General features: G+C 58.4%; 16 protein-coding genes and 1 tRNA gene. 10 read left to right on the forward strand and 7 right to left on the reverse strand.

What is annotated here, in order from left to right:
- Positions 1-414: 414 nt before the first annotated feature.
- Positions 415-1,023, forward strand: a complete 609-nt coding sequence (locus tag B7G54_RS24255) for a septal ring lytic transglycosylase RlpA family protein (RefSeq protein ID WP_085041369.1) — start codon at positions 415-417, stop codon at positions 1,021-1,023.
- 108 nt (positions 1,024-1,131) lie between these two features.
- Here the strand turns inward: B7G54_RS24255 and rsmI are convergent, their stop codons facing one another.
- On the reverse strand, positions 1,132-2,013 hold the full coding sequence (gene rsmI, locus B7G54_RS24260; RefSeq protein ID WP_085041370.1) for a 16S rRNA (cytidine(1402)-2'-O)-methyltransferase: 882 nt from the start codon (positions 2,011-2,013) through the stop codon (positions 1,132-1,134).
- A 46-nt stretch (positions 2,014-2,059) separates the two neighbouring features.
- Between rsmI and B7G54_RS24265 the strand changes: the two genes are divergently transcribed.
- The 5 genes from B7G54_RS24265 (at position 2,060) to B7G54_RS24285 (ending at position 4,518) form a co-directional block, all read left to right on the forward strand.
- Positions 2,060-2,488: a YraN family protein gene (locus tag B7G54_RS24265; protein WP_175130501.1), complete on the forward strand. Its 429-nt coding sequence runs from the start codon at positions 2,060-2,062 to the stop codon at positions 2,486-2,488.
- Between the two features lie 126 nt (positions 2,489-2,614).
- A complete protein-coding gene (locus tag B7G54_RS24270) occupies positions 2,615-3,199 on the forward strand; it encodes an SIS domain-containing protein (RefSeq protein WP_085041372.1) in 585 nt (194 codons plus the stop codon).
- 17 nt (positions 3,200-3,216) lie between these two features.
- A complete protein-coding gene (locus tag B7G54_RS24275) occupies positions 3,217-4,017 on the forward strand; it encodes a BON domain-containing protein (protein WP_085041373.1) in 801 nt (266 codons plus the stop codon).
- 11 nt (positions 4,018-4,028) lie between these two features.
- A complete protein-coding gene (locus B7G54_RS24280) occupies positions 4,029-4,376 on the forward strand; it encodes a c-type cytochrome (RefSeq protein ID WP_425266518.1) in 348 nt (115 codons plus the stop codon).
- 66 nt (positions 4,377-4,442) lie between these two features.
- A tRNA-Ala gene (locus B7G54_RS24285) sits at positions 4,443-4,518 on the forward strand.
- A gap of 238 nt (positions 4,519-4,756) precedes the next feature.
- Here the strand turns inward: B7G54_RS24285 and B7G54_RS24290 are convergent.
- Both B7G54_RS24290 and B7G54_RS24295 read right to left on the reverse strand, forming a co-directional pair.
- On the reverse strand, positions 4,757-4,984 hold the full coding sequence (locus tag B7G54_RS24290; RefSeq protein ID WP_244289405.1) for a ribbon-helix-helix protein, CopG family: 228 nt from the start codon (positions 4,982-4,984) through the stop codon (positions 4,757-4,759).
- A gap of 56 nt (positions 4,985-5,040) precedes the next feature.
- A complete protein-coding gene (locus B7G54_RS24295) occupies positions 5,041-5,268 on the reverse strand; it encodes a hypothetical protein (protein ID WP_085041376.1) in 228 nt (75 codons plus the stop codon).
- Between the two features lie 443 nt (positions 5,269-5,711).
- Between B7G54_RS24295 and B7G54_RS24300 the strand changes: the two genes are divergently transcribed.
- From B7G54_RS24300 to B7G54_RS24315, 4 genes are all read left to right on the forward strand, one after another.
- Positions 5,712-6,914, forward strand: coding sequence for a hypothetical protein (locus B7G54_RS24300; RefSeq protein ID WP_244289406.1), 1,203 nt, complete (start codon positions 5,712-5,714; stop codon positions 6,912-6,914).
- Positions 6,915-7,400: 486 nt separating this feature from the next.
- A complete protein-coding gene (locus B7G54_RS24305; protein ID WP_085041405.1) occupies positions 7,401-7,706 on the forward strand; it encodes a hypothetical protein in 306 nt (101 codons plus the stop codon).
- Positions 7,703-8,107, forward strand: coding sequence for a DUF2513 domain-containing protein (locus B7G54_RS24310; protein WP_085041377.1), 405 nt, complete (start codon positions 7,703-7,705; stop codon positions 8,105-8,107). The genes B7G54_RS24305 and B7G54_RS24310 overlap by 4 nt, the downstream gene beginning before the upstream one ends.
- A complete protein-coding gene (locus tag B7G54_RS24315) occupies positions 8,094-9,062 on the forward strand; it encodes a tyrosine-type recombinase/integrase (protein ID WP_085041378.1) in 969 nt (322 codons plus the stop codon). Before B7G54_RS24310 ends, B7G54_RS24315 begins: the two co-directional genes overlap by 14 nt.
- Before the next feature lie 232 nt (positions 9,063-9,294).
- On the opposite strand, the gene B7G54_RS38735 is transcribed toward B7G54_RS24315, so the two are convergent.
- The 4 genes from B7G54_RS38735 to B7G54_RS24330 form a co-directional block, all read right to left on the reverse strand.
- Complete coding sequence (locus B7G54_RS38735) at positions 9,295-10,170, reverse strand: HNH endonuclease (RefSeq protein WP_133059206.1); 876 nt, start codon at positions 10,168-10,170, stop codon at positions 9,295-9,297.
- Positions 10,167-11,717: an AAA family ATPase gene (locus tag B7G54_RS24320; protein ID WP_085041379.1), complete on the reverse strand. Its 1,551-nt coding sequence runs from the start codon at positions 11,715-11,717 to the stop codon at positions 10,167-10,169. The genes B7G54_RS38735 and B7G54_RS24320 overlap by 4 nt, the downstream gene beginning before the upstream one ends.
- Before the next feature lie 528 nt (positions 11,718-12,245).
- A complete protein-coding gene (locus B7G54_RS24325; RefSeq protein WP_085041380.1) occupies positions 12,246-14,141 on the reverse strand; it encodes a UvrD-helicase domain-containing protein in 1,896 nt (631 codons plus the stop codon).
- Positions 14,138-16,489: an ATP-dependent nuclease gene (locus B7G54_RS24330; protein WP_085041381.1), complete on the reverse strand. Its 2,352-nt coding sequence runs from the start codon at positions 16,487-16,489 to the stop codon at positions 14,138-14,140. Before B7G54_RS24330 ends, B7G54_RS24325 begins: the two co-directional genes overlap by 4 nt.
- Positions 16,490-16,499 lie beyond the last annotated feature (10 nt).

Consider the following 16,499-nt stretch of genomic DNA (forward strand, 5'->3'; position numbering starts at 1 on the left):
GGTGTTGGAAGCACCGTCAAGCATCAGCCGCCGGGGAGTCCGGCGGTGTATCCAGCACCGATATTCGGTGCTCACGTCTTGTCCGGCCGGGCGCTGCGCGCCCGCCTGCGGCCCTGCTGCCGCGCCGCCGGATGAGGCCTGTGCCGCCGTTCCTGTGCGTCGGTCGTATTCGACGCGCGCGAACGTGAAGCCATGTTCGATGGCGGCATGTGGGGTCTGGTCAGGCTGTTGGGGACAGGTTGCGCCAGACGTGAAAACTAATCAGGACGGTTGCGGCATAGACGAAAGCCGCGCCCATGCTAGCCGCCTGCTCGCATCCGAGCGGGGCGTGCACGCATTTGCCGTCCGGGCCGCGTGTCTGCTTTGCGAAGCAGCGTTGTAACGGAGCGGCCCGAACCAGAAGGCGACACGTCGATGAATTTACGTTTTCCGAGTCGATTCGGGACCATTGCATTGTTTTTTGCGCTGACGGGCTGTGCGGTGCCACCCAGCCAGACTACCGGTAGCGCGAACCAGAAGAACGCCGTCGACAAGACGGCTGCCGCCGCGAAAGCGGATAGCGACAAGCAGTTGAATTTCGATTCCGCGCTGGCGTCGATGCCGGCTGCGGACAACAAGGACGCGAAGAAGTCGTCGCTGGCGGATGCCGAGCCGATCGACGGCAAGGATGTGTCCGATTTCCGCCAGACGGGCCGCGCATCGTGGTACGGGCGGGATTTCCACGGCCGCCGCACCGCGAACGGCGAGCGCTTCAACATGAACGCGCTCACCGCCGCGCACCGCACGCTGCCGCTGTCGTCGTACATCAAGGTGACGAACGCGTCGACCGGCAAGTGGGTCGTCGTGAAGGTCAACGATCGCGGGCCGTTCAAGCGCGGCCGCGTGCTCGACCTGTCGTATGCCGCCGCGAAGTTGATCGGCCTCGTGCACGCCGGCACGGGCCGCGTGAAGATCGAAGGGCTCTCGCCGCAGGAAGCGCGCGAGGCACGCGACGAAATGTTCGCGTCGATCTCGACGAAGTAACGCAGCGGATCGACCGCTCATGCAAAAGGGCTGCCCTCGGGCAGCCCTTTGTCTTTCCTGCACGGCACGATGCCGGCGCCGGCTTCCCGGTGCCGGCCGGCTCGCGCGTCAGCTTTCATCCTTCAGCGCAAGTGCGCGCGCATACAGCGTGTTGCGCGACGCGCCCGTCAGCGCTGCCGCGAGCTTTGCCGCGCTCTTCACCGGCACCTCTTCCAGCAGCAGCCTGAGCAGTGCGTCGTGCGCGGTGTCGTCGGCTTCGCCGCTCGCCGCCGGCGCGCCTTCGACGACCAGCACGAATTCGCCGCGCTGCCGGTTCGCATCGCCGGCGAGCCAGGTCTGTCCTTCGGCCAGGGTGCCCTGGAACAACTGCTCGTGTAGCTTGGTGAGCTCGCGCGCGATCAGCAGCCGGCGCGCGGGGCCGAATGCATCGGCGAGCGCGGCGACGGTTTCGACGATCCGGTGCGGTGCCTCGTAGAACACCAGTGCATACGGGTGCGACACCAGCGCCTGCAGCGCGGTCGCGCGCTGCTTCGTTTTCGGCGGCAGGAAGCCCGCGAACGTGAACGCGCCGGCCCAGTCGCCGGCCACGCTCAGCGCGGTCACGGCCGCGCTCGCGCCGGGCAGCGGAATCACGGCGAAGCCGGCGGCGCGCACCGCGTCGACGAGCCGCGCGCCGGGGTCCGAGATGCCGGGCGTGCCGGCGTCCGATACGTACGCCACGCGTTCGCCGCCGCGCAGCAGTTCGATCACGCGCTGCGCGGCTTCGCGTTCGTTGTGCTCGTGCACGGCGACGAGCGGCTTCGAGATCCCGTAGCGGGCGAGCAGCTGGCCCGTGTTGCGGGTGTCTTCGGCCGCGATGCGGTCGGCGAGGCCGAGCACGTGCAGCGCGCGCAGCGTGATGTCGGCGGTGTTGCCGATCGGCGTGGCGACCACGTAGAGCGCGGCGTTCGGGTAGTGCTGCGTGTGCGCGAGTTCGAGGAGGGCAGTCATGGCAGGCAATGCACGCAATCGCGGCGCAAACGGAACAAGGACGGCATTGTGCCACGCGGCGCCGGCGGGGCCGGGCGACGGCCGCGGTTTGCCGTGCGCGGGCGACAACTTTTCCGGCGCGGCGCGATCCAAACCGGTCGGCGCGGCGTTCGAGCAGCGTGCGCGGCAGTTTCTCGAGCGCCGCGGCCTCGTGTTCGTCGCGGCGAACGTGACGATGCGCGGCGGCGAGCTCGATCTCGTGATGCGCGAGCCCGACGGCATGCTCGTGTTCGTCGAGGTGCGCGCGCGGCGCAGCGTCCGGCATGGCGGCGCGGCCGCGAGCGTCGGCTGGCGCAAGCGGCGTCGCCTGGTGGCGGCCGCGCTCCAGTTCTGGGCGCGGCACGGTGCCGGTGCCGCGTGCCGCTTCGATGTCGTCGCGTTCGAGGCCGGGCGGCTCGTGTGGCTGCGCGACGCATTTCGCGCCGACGATGCGTAGCGGCGAGCTGTGACGAGATGTAAAGAGTTCTTGCCGGACCCCCGGAGAGGGTGCCGGAGTACGGTAAACTCGCCGCACCCACGATGTCGCGCGATGCGTGCCACGCGCCCAGTTCACCAGGAATCGATGTCAGTCGAACGTATTCAGCAACATTTTCGCGACAGCGCCGCGCTTCACGCCGAAGCGGCCGGCGCACTGTCGCTGCCGATCGCAGCCGCGGTCGATGCGATGTTCGCCGCGCTGGCGAACGGCAACAAGATCGTTGCCTGCGGTGACGGCCCGTCGGCCGCCGCCGCGCACTACCTCGCCGTGTCGCTCGTCGGCGGCTTCGAGCGCGAGCGCCCGGGCCTGCCCGCGATCGCGCTGGCCACCGATGCGTCGCAGGGCGGCCTCGCGGGCGCAGTGTCCGCCGAGCAACTGTTCGCGCAGCAGGTGCGCGTACTCGGCCAGACCGGCGACATCCTGCTGGTGCTCGATCCGGGCGGCGCGTCGCCGCGCGTGCTGGCGGCGATCGACGAAGCACACGAGCGCGAGATGACTGTCGTCGCGCTGACAGGCGGCGACGGCCATAAGGTCGCGGCCGCGCTGTCCGATACCGATATACCGATCAGCGTGCCCGCCGTTCGCGCGGCGCGCATCCACGAAGTCCATCTGCTGACCATCCACTGCCTGTGCGACGGCATCGACGCGATGCTGCTGGGTGAGGATTGAACGAAGGAGAGCCGTCGATGAATCAAAGCCGCGTCAAACAGACGCTCGTCAGAACCACGCTGCTCGCTGCGCTGACGGCGGGCCTCGCCGTGTCGCTGCAGGGTTGTGTGCTCGGGGTCGTGGGCGCAGCGGCCGGCGGTGGCGCGCTGATCGCGACCGATCGCCGTACGCTCGGTGCGCAGACGGAGGATCGCGAGATCCAGGTCAAGTCGCTCACGCAGATCAACAACGGGCTGCCCGACCAGTCGCACGTGAACGTGACGGTGTACAACCGCCGCGTGTTGCTGACGGGCGAAGTGCCGAACGATGCATCGAAGCAGCGCGCCGAGGAAATCGTGCGCGGCATCAACAACGTGAACGGCATCGTCAACGAGCTGTCGGTCGAGCCGGCGTCGTCGCTGTCGTCGCGCGCGAACGACTCGTACCTCGAAGGGCGCGTGAAGTCCGAGCTGATCGCGACGAAGGGCATCTCGGCGAACTACTACAAGGTCGTCAGCGAACGCGGCAACCTTTACCTGATGGGCCTCGTGACGGTGGACGAAGGCAATCGCGGCGCGGAAGCCGCGAGCCAGGTGCCGGGCGTCGAGAAGGTCGTGAAGGTGTTCCAGTACGTGAAGCCGCAGGACGCGCAGGCGCTGCAGGATGCGTCGCCCGCGAGCGGCGCGTCCGGCGTGCCGGCTGCCGCCGCGCCGGCCGACAGCGCGACGGTCGGCGCCGTGCCCGACGCGTCGGTGCAGTCCGCGCCGCTGCAGTCGCCGGCCCCGATTTCGAATTCGTCGAGCGTGCACCCGGGCAACCCGAAGGCGCCGAAGCAATGATGAGCGTGCGGATGAAGCAGATGAAGCGCTGGATGGTGCAGGGTGCCGCGGCCGCGGCGGTCGTGGCTGGAACGCTGGGCGCCGCGCACGCGGACGTCGGCGACGGCCTGAAGGTGGCGCGCAGCAACGCCTGCATGGGCTGCCACGCGGTCGACCGCAAGCTCGTCGGCCCGTCGTTCAAGGACATCGCCGCGCGCTACAAGTCCGATCCGCAAGCCGTCGCGAAGTTGTCGAAGAAGGTGAAGGAGGGTGGTTCGGGCGTCTGGGGCGCGATTCCGATGCCCGCGCATCCGCGCATGAGCGACGCCGACGTGCGTTCGGTGGTCGAATGGGTGCTGGCCGGCGCGCCGTCAAAGTAACGGCTCAGGGGTGACTCAACCCCTATTGCCAAGCGCGGAAACGCGTGTGTATGATGGTCGACTGATGGGGCGGTAGCTCAGCTGGGAGAGCGTCGCGTTCGCAATGCGAAGGTCGGGAGTTCGATCCTCCTCCGCTCCACCAACGGAATTCCTTTAAAACCGGTCACTTGAGACAGGAAGCATATTTTTGCCCCAAGTGCAAAGATATGCTTCCCTGACAAAGTGCAACGTTATGCTTCTCGAACAACAAAGCCGGCCTTGTGCCGGCTTTGTTGTTTGGGCGCGACTAGAGGGGGCGCCGTGGCGCTTCAGCGAATGGCACAGGCGAGCGTGCGAATCTCAGATTGAGTTTTGGGCGTCGGCTCAAGCCGGAGCGTGGCTCAAAAAAGGGGCAGTCGCGTATCGGTACCGTCCACGGAGCGGAGAACCACGGTAGCGCCGTGCTCCTGTTGTGTCATCACGAAATCGCAGACAGCGAGCGCCCGCCGGATGACTTCAGACATGCTGTCAGCGTGCATCCGATCACGAAGCGCCTCGATCTGTTCTTTGACCTCGACGGACATATCCAGATTGAGACGGACCTTCGGTTGCTTTCGAGCTGGGCGCATTTCATTTCCAATAGCTGGACGGAACGTGGCCGTCGCAGCAAGTGTGCTGTCCGCTGCTAGCCGTCGCGAAGCCCACCGACAACGCCTAGCAATGTGATGGCACCGAGGAATGCGAGCATGATCGGTGCCGGTAGGCTCTTGTAGGCAACGGCAACGATTGCCAGGTTGGGCCTCTTGAGCCGGGCTAGAAGGCAAGCCACCAAGGCCGGCCAGCGTGCAGACTCTTGAACGTCGAGATCTGCGTATTTCTCAAGAAATCGTTCGAAGTCTTTTTGCGGATCCATCGTTGTTCTCCAAGGCATTTGCTGCCTCGGAGAACAACGGAGCGCACGCGCACATGAGCAGGCCCCGGCGAGGCATCGCAGGGCTCATGAGGCATTGCGCTCCGCGTCTCCGGTGCGTCCTCGGAAACTGCGTTGATAGCTTGGTTTCCGGTCAGGTGGAGAATCTACGGGGCCGTACTGCGTACTGCGACAACAGACATGCTTTGTTACTGGCTCGCTAGTGGGTAGTAAGAGGACGCATGACCTCGCGCCCACGCCGCGAACACTTTCAATATTGCTTTGACTCTGACTCGACAGATGAAACTTCTCGCCCTGTCGGGAGGCGTGTTCATAATATACACATAAAAAGCGGGGGTTGCAAAGACGTAGTGGGAGAAGAGGTAGTCGGGCCATAACTCCCCGTGAGGCATACTGTTTGGGGCTTCGGTGCATATGAGGGTGCGATGGCGAAAAAAGTACCTCGAGGACGGATCAGGTCCACGAACGGCTATTTTCTTGCGATTGAGGCGCTGGATCGGCTGGAAAAGGCTCGGCGGCAGCAGCGAGCACGCTTGGATGAGGACGCCGCACATATGGGTTTTCTAAAGCCGATGGACGTGGAAAGCGTCCCGGTCTTGGCCTTGGGCGACGACGGATTGATCGACTCGCTCGAAAGGCGAATTTTCGCCTACTTGGATTCATTTTCCGATGACGAGCGCTATCTGCTGAGGAAAAGCAGCCGCAAGTGGACCCATCGAGGGCTGCTTGACGAATACGAGTGGCAGAAGGATCAGGAGGCCTGGCGGAAGGGGAACTGGGGCGGTAGTAACTACATGCAACGGCAAAGGGAGCGAGGGCGATCCCTTGGACAAAAAGTGTCGACGCAGCTGATGCTCGACTGCCTGCCTACAACCGATCGCGCGAGCGAGCTCCTGATGCGGCAGCAGCAAGTGAGTAAATTCCTGTCATGGTCGGCCGAGCCAGCGGAGGATCCTAAGAACGAAAGAGAACGGATCGACGCGTTCGTGGAGGCCGTATGGGGCGCCCAGTCGGGGTATCGGCATATTGTTGGACTTGACGCACATCGCCGAGCGTTTGAGCGGTTACGCCAGCGTCATTTTTTTCCGGATCTGATTGAATTGATAGGGGTGCCGGCGTCAGCGCACCACCAACCGGACGGGACACTGACGACGGAGCGCAAAAGGCAGCTGTTGCTGCTTGGCACTTTCCCGTGGCGTGGCATGGTGCTCACCTATGAGCGCCTTTGGAGTCCGGACGGATGGCGCCTCAGAAACGGTTTTCAATGGCGCGTGGCCATGAGTTGTCACTGGCCACGAGCTCGAACGTTTTTGACCTTAGCGGATGTGCTGCCGCAACCGCAGGCGTACGAATGGGATGACTTCGGGAAAACTTGCCAAGCATGGCGGATCCGGAAGGAAACCAAGACAGGCAAGGGCCTACTTCGAACCCCGCGGACGCTCCAATGTGAGCATTGCCAGAACTGGGTGTTCTCCGATGCGAGCAAGCGACTCAATTTAGGGGGGATTCCTAGAAGATATTGCCTCCCTTGTTATCGAACTTTAAAGATGGCGCTTGCGCTGAAGGCGATCGATAGAGAAAAAAATCCGCCCACTACGCTAAGTGGTCGTAAAAAATTTTGGGAGTAGTGGTATTTCGTGGCGTGGTGGTATTATTCTGTCGTTATGGTGTGGTCTTTGCACCCAAAAAAAAGTACCACCTTATATGTAGGGCCTAGGATTGTGATTCCTGGGCTTTCTCGGCCGGCGCTTGGGCTGGCCTTAGTGTAGGATCTCGCATGGGGCCTTCGTGCGCCCCCGCTTTGCGCAAAAGGCCGCCTCGTGCGGCCTTTTGCATTTCTGACCCGCCCATCGAGGCGGGTTTTTTTATGGCCTCAGCAAATGAAGAAGATCGATTGGACCAAGGTCGTAGTCGCGGCGATTCGTGCGATCGCTGCGATCATCGTGGCCTTGATCACCCATCCGCATTCCAGCTAAGCGCCAAATCCCGAGCAGTCTTACCGTCACCCTGCAGTTCGTGACGGGTCGGTGATTTTTTGGCCACTGACCTGTCACCAGCTCTCGGTGGCTTCGTTATATATGATAATGTTCTTTATCATATATAAAGGAAGATCTATGGAATCGCATGGTGGGAAGATCGAGGGGCCTTTTGCGGTCGACCGGGATTTGACGATACACGGAATGGTTGCCGGTCAGGCAACGGTGCGATCTGGCTGTAGGCTTGTACTGCGTGGAACGGTGACAAGCGATCTGGTAATCGAGCCGGGTGCATACGCGGCGGTTCACGGCATGGTCAACGGAACGGTGATCAATCAGGGCGGGCATGTCGAGATTCATGGCATGGTCGGCGCTGTCGTGGATACCGCGCCGTCGTCCCGGACCGTGATTGCGCACGGGGCTGTCATAACGAGGCGAACATGAAGCGCAACATGGATTTGCTTCGCGAGCTGATGCTGAAGCTCGAGGTATTGCCTGTGCCGACGACGACCTTTCGCATGATTCACGGCCACGAGGACGAGGTGCGGATCGACGGCTATACAGTCGAGGAGATCGACTATCACCTGTCGTTGCTGGACCAGGCGGGCTTCATTCACGCGGGCGGGCTCGATTTCGGCATGGGGATTGACATCGGAGGTACTGCCTTTCGCGGCCTGACTTGGGCCGGCCACGACTTCATTGACTCCGTGAGAAGCAAAGATGTCTGGGATCAGACCAAGGTAGCGGCGGCCAAGGTCGGCGGATTTACGGTCGATATTCTGGTCACGGCGGCCAAGGCCTATGTGCAGCGAAAGTTCACGGAGTTCTTGAGTGGCCCACACTGACCTGATCGTTCCGATCGGTATCGCGGTGCCGGCGCTGGTCACGGCCGCCGGCGAGCGTGCCAGCGTGCGTATCGTCGAGTTGTTCGCGTCGCAGATCCACAACTTGCACACCCGGCGCGCGTATTCGCACGCGGCCGGCGATTTCCTAACCTGGTGCGCTGGCGCCGGCGTGACCTCGCTCTCGGCCGTGCAGCCGCGGCACGTTGCCGCGTGGATCGAGCTTCAAACGACTGCGCACGCGGCACCGACTGCCAAGCAGCGCTTGGCGGCGATCCGTCACCTGTTCGACTGGCTGGTGATGAGCCAGGTCGTGCCCGTGAACCCCGCCGCGTCGGTACGGGGGCCCAGCCATACGGTCCGCATCGGCAAGACACCGGTACTCGAGGCGGCCGAGGCGCGGCAGCTGCTCGACAGTATCGACGTGAGCACGCCCGTGGGTCTGCGTGACCGCGCGCTAATCGCGCTGATGGTGTTTTCGTTCGCGCGGATCGGCGCGGCGCTTGCGATGCGGGTCGATGACGTCTATGTGCAGCAACGACGGCTTTGGATACGTCTGCGCGAAAAAGGTGGCAAGGCACATGCGATGCCGTGCCACCACACACTTGAGATGGCCCTGCGCGCTTATTTGGACGGTACCGGCATAGCGTTTGATCCGAGGGGAGCACTGTTCCGCACGATCGCGCGTGGCACTGGACAACTGAGCGAGACCACATTGGCACAGGCCAATGCCTACGCGATGGTGCGGCGTCGGGCAGCGGCCGCAGGCATTGCGACGAAGATTGGCAGTCACGCGCTCCGTGCGACGGGCATAACCACGTACTTGCGGAACGGCGGCAGGCTTGAGAACGCTGCGGCAATAGCGAATCACGCATCGACACGCACTACGCAGCGTTATGGCGATCCCTCAAGGGCAATCGAGATTGAGGAGATCGAGCGCATATCCTTATATGAGTGAGTCAAGACCTAGACTCCCAGTCAGCGTCAGATCAGGACCAAGATTCCTCACCGTGCTCGCAGTAAGGGCCGTGATCGACCCCGAACAGCCGTTTGCCTAGGAAAAACCGCCGGCCGCGTGTCTGTCGGACTGCGATCACTGAATCGGTGGGGCGTTATCATCCATGCCCCTCTTCAAAACCGAACTACAGTCCACCCGGTGAATCTCGATCTGGTGGTAAGCTACTTTCCAATTATTGGCCGAGCCAATCACCATTGAAATCTGCTGAACAGAACCACTTGCTCTCGCATAAGGCGAGATACATCGTCCGCTTCCAGCCATTGAGTAGAAGATTATCGTTATCCGCAATGACACGCAAATGCGCTTCGAATTGCGCCGATGAGAATACTGACAAACTTGATTTGCGTTGTTGAATCAACGGCGCCAGCTCACCAGCGACCTGATTAGAAAATCGATCACTCAGCCCGCAATCCACAAAGTGCTGCGTCGCCCGCTGCTGATCAACAGCCGACCAATGAACAGGGGGGCTCGCGAAAAACGTTATCACAACGGGATCACAGCGAACAACTTTCGCGCGTACCCAGCGTTCTACGAAGAAACAATCATTATCCAAATAAGGGTGAATAGGCTGCAAGTGAAGTGATGTTGGGAAGCCAGCCCCAGCATCGGTATTGCAATCTCGACAGGCCGGAATAAGGTTGCTCGGAAGAACTGAGAGCGCCGGGAACCTGGCCTTTGGTAAATAGTGGTCAAGTGTTCGAGCAGTACCGATTTCCGCGCAGTAAGGACATCGCCTCTGTGCAGCAACCAGAAGCTTGTCATAAATGTCACGCGGGCGCCCATTAGATTTTACGACACCTTTGTCATATAAATCCATTAATTCCCCCTTCGACAGGTCTCCTGCGATCAGGTCTTCTCTGTGGCCATGCCGTGACCTCGGAAGGTGACACCACGTCCGTGCGACTGATTGAGCTCTAAAATCATTTGCGGCCGCCTGAATATGAGGTCGATTTTTGGTGAATGTATTCTCCGCAGCTTCATCCATTTCGCCGATGCAGGCATCAAATAGTTCTAGGTCGTCGAAAGCGGGAGTTGGCAGTCTCTTCATTTATTAGCCGAATCAGAATCACGGTTAATAGTCATTGCACGCAGGATGCCCCGCGCCTCAAATCCGAGGTTCCCTTGAAATTGAGACAGAATCTCCTCATATGTTCCACCGGAGGCAACTGCCTCACGTAATAGAGTATGAAATCCCGATTTCTCTACCTCGAGCCGAAAGACTTCTCTGGTAAGAGTTCCAACGTTTTCGCCAAATGTTTCTATCTCTGGTCTGAACTTTTCAGATGATATTCTTTCCCGATAGAGCTTCCATACGCAAGATTTGGGAATCTCTTGAAGAACGACGGGCGAATGCGTGGCAATAATTGCAACCCCATTTTGTCTGTGTAAGAGCTGACTTAGGCTTCTAACCAGAGCTGACAGAAGCGGTGGATGGAGGTGGCTCTCAGGCTCATCAATCAGCACGAGAGTTTTCTCCTCTACCTTTGCAACCAGTTGTGTTACCGTAAGAATCGTGATTGCATGTCCAGAGCTCATTCTTGCGATAATGCGCCTGGCTGGCTCAGGGTCATTGCCTAAGTCATATTGGAGCAGATCAAGGAGCTTCATTTCAGCGAAATTGCTATCGCTTTCCAGAATGGAAATCGCATCACGCCAGCGTTGTTTCCGTGGCGATTCGCTTAGACAGAACTTCAATGCTTCGATAAACTCCTCATGGAGTTGCGTGCGTGACTTTAGGATTGCCCCATCGTCGCCGGAATAGTCAGTTAATCCAATATAGCTGTAAGGAGTTCCATCTGCCGGATTTTCGTCGGATGCCGGAAGATCGAATGGGTCAAAAGCACTGAAGGCTACAGAGACAAGATTGGAAAAAAAACCCTTTCCCAAGTTTATTCTTGTGGAAAAGAGGCTGTGTTTTGCGTAAAATTCCGCGCCGTCATTTGAGTGGCCGGAGATGGCTTTCACCATATTTTTCAAAAGTGTTGTTTTGCCGACTCCATTTCTGCCAATGATTGCGTGAATGTTGGTGCTTGGTAGTGATCCGGCTTCAACTTTAAATTCGAGATCAAATCCGGCAAAGGTTGTGGATGCTGGAAGTAAAAAGTGAAAATGAAAGTCAGTTGCGGGAACGTTGCCATTTAATACTCTTGTGAACTGAGTTTTAATTGCGTTGATACTAACGCCGCGAAGATGGGATATTTTGAAAACATCCTCATCTTTGGCAATGTCAAGTATTGTGGGATTTTTTACAACGTCCCTCAATTTCCCCAAAAATGTATCCCGCCATTGAGGTGAGAAATCTTTCCATAGCTTCCTGTAGAATTCGACATCCGTGGCAACGGAAAAGTAATTGAGGGGGAGCTCAGAGAATCCTTTGCCTAGGGTGCTATAGGTGCTTACTTCCGTCGTTTGACCAACAAAGCCTATTTTTATGTTTGGTAAAATGTGCTCCTGCCCATTTTCATCGTTGGCATAAACCTCGAACATCGTAACAAAAGAGTAATCATTCCAATGATCTACTTTCAGGTAGACGGTATTTGGATGGCCGCTTTTCGGATGCTCGCTTCTGCTGATTATCTTAAACTGGATTTCCATGATTCACTTTTTATTTTTCAATTGGCGAAATCGGGATTTGAGTCGTCTGTGTAGTGAATATATCCCATTGCAGCATCATTTATTTGGGATCTTTCCTGGAGGAAGAGTTCTTGTCAAATGCATTCCCCGAAATTTGCTCCACTGACGGAAAATGAAAGCGCACGAAGATACGAGCAGCGATCGCTTCATTTTGGGCAGTCTCTTTTGTCCGGCCGCAGGAACATATCCGTCATACTACGACAAGAGAGCCAGAAACTTTAGTCGACAACTGAGAACGTCTGCTGACGGGCACTCACTGACGGTCGAATGTCTGGCGCGAACGCCCATCAAGCGTCCCATGATGGCCGACCTCAGCTAGACGATCTGACGCTGTCTGTTTGGTCTAGTCCAGACTTGTACACCATATAGGATGTGAGCAGATTGATATCCAACACAAGTTTTCACCTGTGCTTTTTCGGTTGTCCTCTTGGCCAGCCGGCAACGTGCGGCCGGTATAGTTGATCTGCGAGTCGCATGCCTTTGCATAAGTCAGTCGAGTTCTAGGGCGGCCTCATCCACGATGTCGTCCGGCATAAAAATCCCGCTTTCCTCTATCTTCCCCCGGGCGGCCGCGAGATCGCCAACGAACATTACAACCGCCAGATCCCGTTTCGCGCGTGAACAGCAGACATAAAAGAGGCGCCTGGTCCGATCGATCACGTTGTCGTCGCCTGCATCGATGTTCTCTTGATCCGTCTCCGAGAGCGGAGCAATGTTGAAGTATTTTTCGTATGAGAAGAGACGTTGGCCTCTTCCTTCGTCGTCGTCGATCAACACAAGGACACGTTCGAATTCAGCGCCCTTGACACCCTGCTGAGTGGCAAATGGAGAAAGGTCCTCGAGGTAGTGACGATATCCTCTCAGCTCGCTAACTTGGCAGTTCAGGAAGGCGATGATGGAAGGCACTTCGGGGTCGTCGTCGGCAGCGAGGGCCTCTGCATCGTCATCAAGATACTTGGACCAGGCCTCGTCAAGCTGCAGCACCCCCGTGTTGGATGCGAAAATCAGCGCGATCCTGAGCGTCGCATCGTTTGAGTACATGAGCGTTGTAAGGCCCTCGGTGGCCGCTCGTAGATTTCTTAGTACTTCGGGCGCATCATTGCCAGCCAGGCCCACCGAGCTCAACAGCAAACACTGTGAACGCAACAACGTCATTGCGTCAAAGTCGCGGCGATCTCGGACAGCCATTGCTAGCGGTAGTAGGTATGTCAAGAATGGACGGAGTGGCCAAGCACTACCATCTTTCAAACCCTCTTTGAAATTCTGCGGAGAGTTGTCGTTCAAGGCCGCATACAAGTTGGGAAAGTTTAGGCGCGACGCGGCCATACGATGAACGACAACCAATGTTCGAACGTCTGCGGCGCGATCCTCGCTAACCCAGAGCTCATCATTGTTCGTCCGTCGGAGCCATTCGCGAACCCTGGATAGCTTCGCCGACCGACGCTCATCTGCCAGCAGTAGGAACAATCTCGCAGTCCCGGCGACTGGGATCAAAACATCATCAACGCGCGTCATCCTGCCGCGCGTCTGCTCCAATCCATCACCGGCTCTGCGGATTCCATTCACTATCCTGAGTACTTGTTGCGGGCACCGGAAGTTCTCCGGCTTGGTGATTTGGCTCCACGTAGCAGGGGCATCTATCGCGCCAGCACCATCGGCATAGATCTTCTGCATTGGGTCGCCAAAGAAGCCTAGGCAAAACTCAAGAGGAGTAGTTTCGGCGATGAGGCGAAATGCGGCCACAACATCCGCACGGGTATCTTGGCTCTCGTCGACAAAGAGAACCGGATAGTGACTGGCGATGAGGTCGCGTAGTAACTGGCTTTGCTCGATTAATTCCACCGCAACCGCAATGACGTCTGGATGGCCCAAGACGCCTCGCGCGAAGTCGCGTCCCGCCCCATACGAAAAGTGCGTTCGGTGTGCTACCTCCTCTAGGTGGCGCTCATGGCGAGCAACTTCTCTCTCCAAACGTTGCCGAGTGGCGGGGCGTGTGCGCGGTCTGTTGTAGTGTTCTCGTGCCTCAGCGATCTGTTCGTGAATGCGCGATATCACCCACGTCTTGAGGTCGATTTGGAACGGGCGTACAACCGACCACATAAAGCTATGTATGGTCGAGACATGGAATAACTCGTCATCTCCGACATCTCCGCTAATTTCCCTGGTCGCAACCTCGGTGTACGTAATGCAGGCAATCCGCTGACCGCGCATCTTGAGTTCGCGTCGCCGTGTCTGCGCAAGATGAGTGAGGGCTTTGACGAGCGACGTCGTCTTTCCTGATCCAGCTCCTGCGACCATGACAAAGCTTCGTTGAGGACGTTCATCCAGACACGCTCTCAGTTCCAGATCTGCCGGTGTATCAGGTTGGCTAGCACGGAGTGTCATGCTACTGCTCCTGCGTTGATCGGAGGAGCCGCGATTTCGGGAGGATGTGGAACCACCTCATGCTCGAGCCAGAGAAGACCTTCCGAGATGTAGGCTGGCACCGTCCACGCGGATGGGTCCTGTGAGAGAAGCGCCAATGCAAAGTCGGTCTTGCGGAAATTCGCGCTCTTGATTTTGCGATGCAGACTTTGTGCGATCTGTTCAAGGGACAATCTGTTGCAGCCTCGAACGCGCAGGCGGATTTCAGCGCGTGCCGCATCCTGACACCAGGCGAGATTCTCTAGCGCGAAGGCTTCCTCCAATGTTCGACCGACCATGGCCGCTGCCGTCCCACCCCAACTTGCGTTCACCGATGTCTGATATGAGACGCGGATCAACGCATCGCTAGCAACAGTGCGGGCTTGAATGCGCTGTTCGACGGTCGCGTTGAGCAAATCGGCGATGGTGCTGCGGCCGGGAAGCCATTGGATTAGCGTTTGATTTGACGTCAATGCTCCGGGCTCATTGACCATGCATGCTTTGCGTCCGCCTCGAACTGCGGCTCGATCTTCGGCTGCTTCTTCAAGGTCGGGATCGGCATCGGGATCATCTTCATCGTCGGGTGCTGCTGGATCGGCTGCCGCCGGCGCCATAACACTATCGATGTCGGTGACGATCAGGGTCGTGAGCCCCAGGAACTCGATAAGACCTTTGAATCGATGGCCGAATGCTCCTCCGACTTCTAGAATGCTCACATAGGTGGACAGAAGGCCGGGCGCAACCTTGGCAATCATCTGCGGCATCAGCAAGCGTTCAACGTTACCTTCTACCAGAATGGCAGCATCTGCGAAAAATAGATCGCAATGCGTGAGTCTTAGATAGCGCTCGAGGAAATCCCGGGTACGGTCAGTAGGGTCGTTCGGGTCGTTAGCTGTTTCATAGAACGAAGCCATGCTGAGAACCTCCGATCGCTGAACTCCGGCCTCGCGAACGCGGCGGAAATAGCGAATCGGTTGGAAGCCACGCTCGAAGAGCACGTGCGGGGAATGTGTCGAAACAACAATCTGACTGGTGCAGTGCGGTGCATCTTCATCGGGAATTTCGAGGATGTCCAGAACTTTCCGAATGAACACCTGCTGCAACTGAGCGTGCAGATGTGCTTCGGGTTCTTCGATGAAGATCAGATGCAAAGGCGGACGGTTCTCTTCTATATCTAGCCATCTGGCATGCGCGTCTAGAAGCTCTACCACCATATAGATAAGGTTCTTGAACCCCAGGCCGTTGTAGCGGTCCGGCAGTGTCGTCTGCGTGTCTATGCCTACTTCTGGTCCAACCGCGTAATGCACCCGAGCACCATCATGGCTGCTCAAAATCGTTGCAGGATTCAGTGCGGTCTTGATCAACAGCTTGGGATTATTGAGGCCTGGATAGCCGAGATGCGAGAGCCGCTCGAGTGTCGGGCCGAAAACACGTTCGAGATGGTCGTTGAGCAGTGCCTCCGACTGATAGAGCGCGCGTTGGGCGTCATAGTCCTCCTCGTGTTTCTCGAGGTTTCTTTCATAGAAACGACTCAAGCACCGCGACAAATCTTCGGATCGAGCTCCACCACTAGAGTCCGACAGATGTCGCTGTGCATGCAGGAAATCGACCTTGATCAAACTGGACAGTATCTCTCGGCCGCCGCGACCTTTGTCGTGCGTCATACGCAAAGGTGTATAGCCAGCAGCGGGGCGGAGATCGGGACCGAACTGAGCGCTATCGAGAACGTAGTAACGTAGCTCAAAATTACGCCTTAAATGATCGCCAATGCTGTCAGCTAAATAGTCGCAGAGTGTGCGAGGTTGTGGCAGGTACTCACCATTGGCTTGCCGTTGTTCTGGGGGCGCTTCGGCTGCCTGGGGGCGCGGAACCGCTTGCTGTAGCGCGTTTGCCTGATTCGGGGGCGCCGGCGCACGCCCGGCACGATTTCGAGCTTCCCGGAAACTCGTTCTTAGCGCTGGTGCATCGATCGCCGCGAACTCGACGCGAATTCCGACACGGGTTCCTTCCCATGCCAGGCTCGGCAAGAGGTCCACGACGCGGTGCAAATCAATGGCGCCCACGCACAGCCAGATGTCGATCGAGATGCTTGGCAACTCTGAGCCTTCCGCTCCTTCACCGAAGGCGTTTATATCGTCCCAACAGTCCGAACTGAAGTCATGCAGCGAAAATCGGTCTCTCGACGCCGCAGTGAAAAGTTGAAGAGCATGCCCAGCTGAAGTTTTGCCACTATTGTTTGACCCAACAAAGATAGAAATATCTGATGCTAGGTCTATGCGGGCGTCTTTAAGGCGCCGGAAGTTGCGGATCCAAACGGTCTCAATGTGCATCACTTTCCCC

It is taken from the genome of Burkholderia puraquae, assembly GCF_002099195.1.
Taxonomy (GTDB): Bacteria; Pseudomonadota; Gammaproteobacteria; order Burkholderiales; family Burkholderiaceae; genus Burkholderia; species Burkholderia puraquae.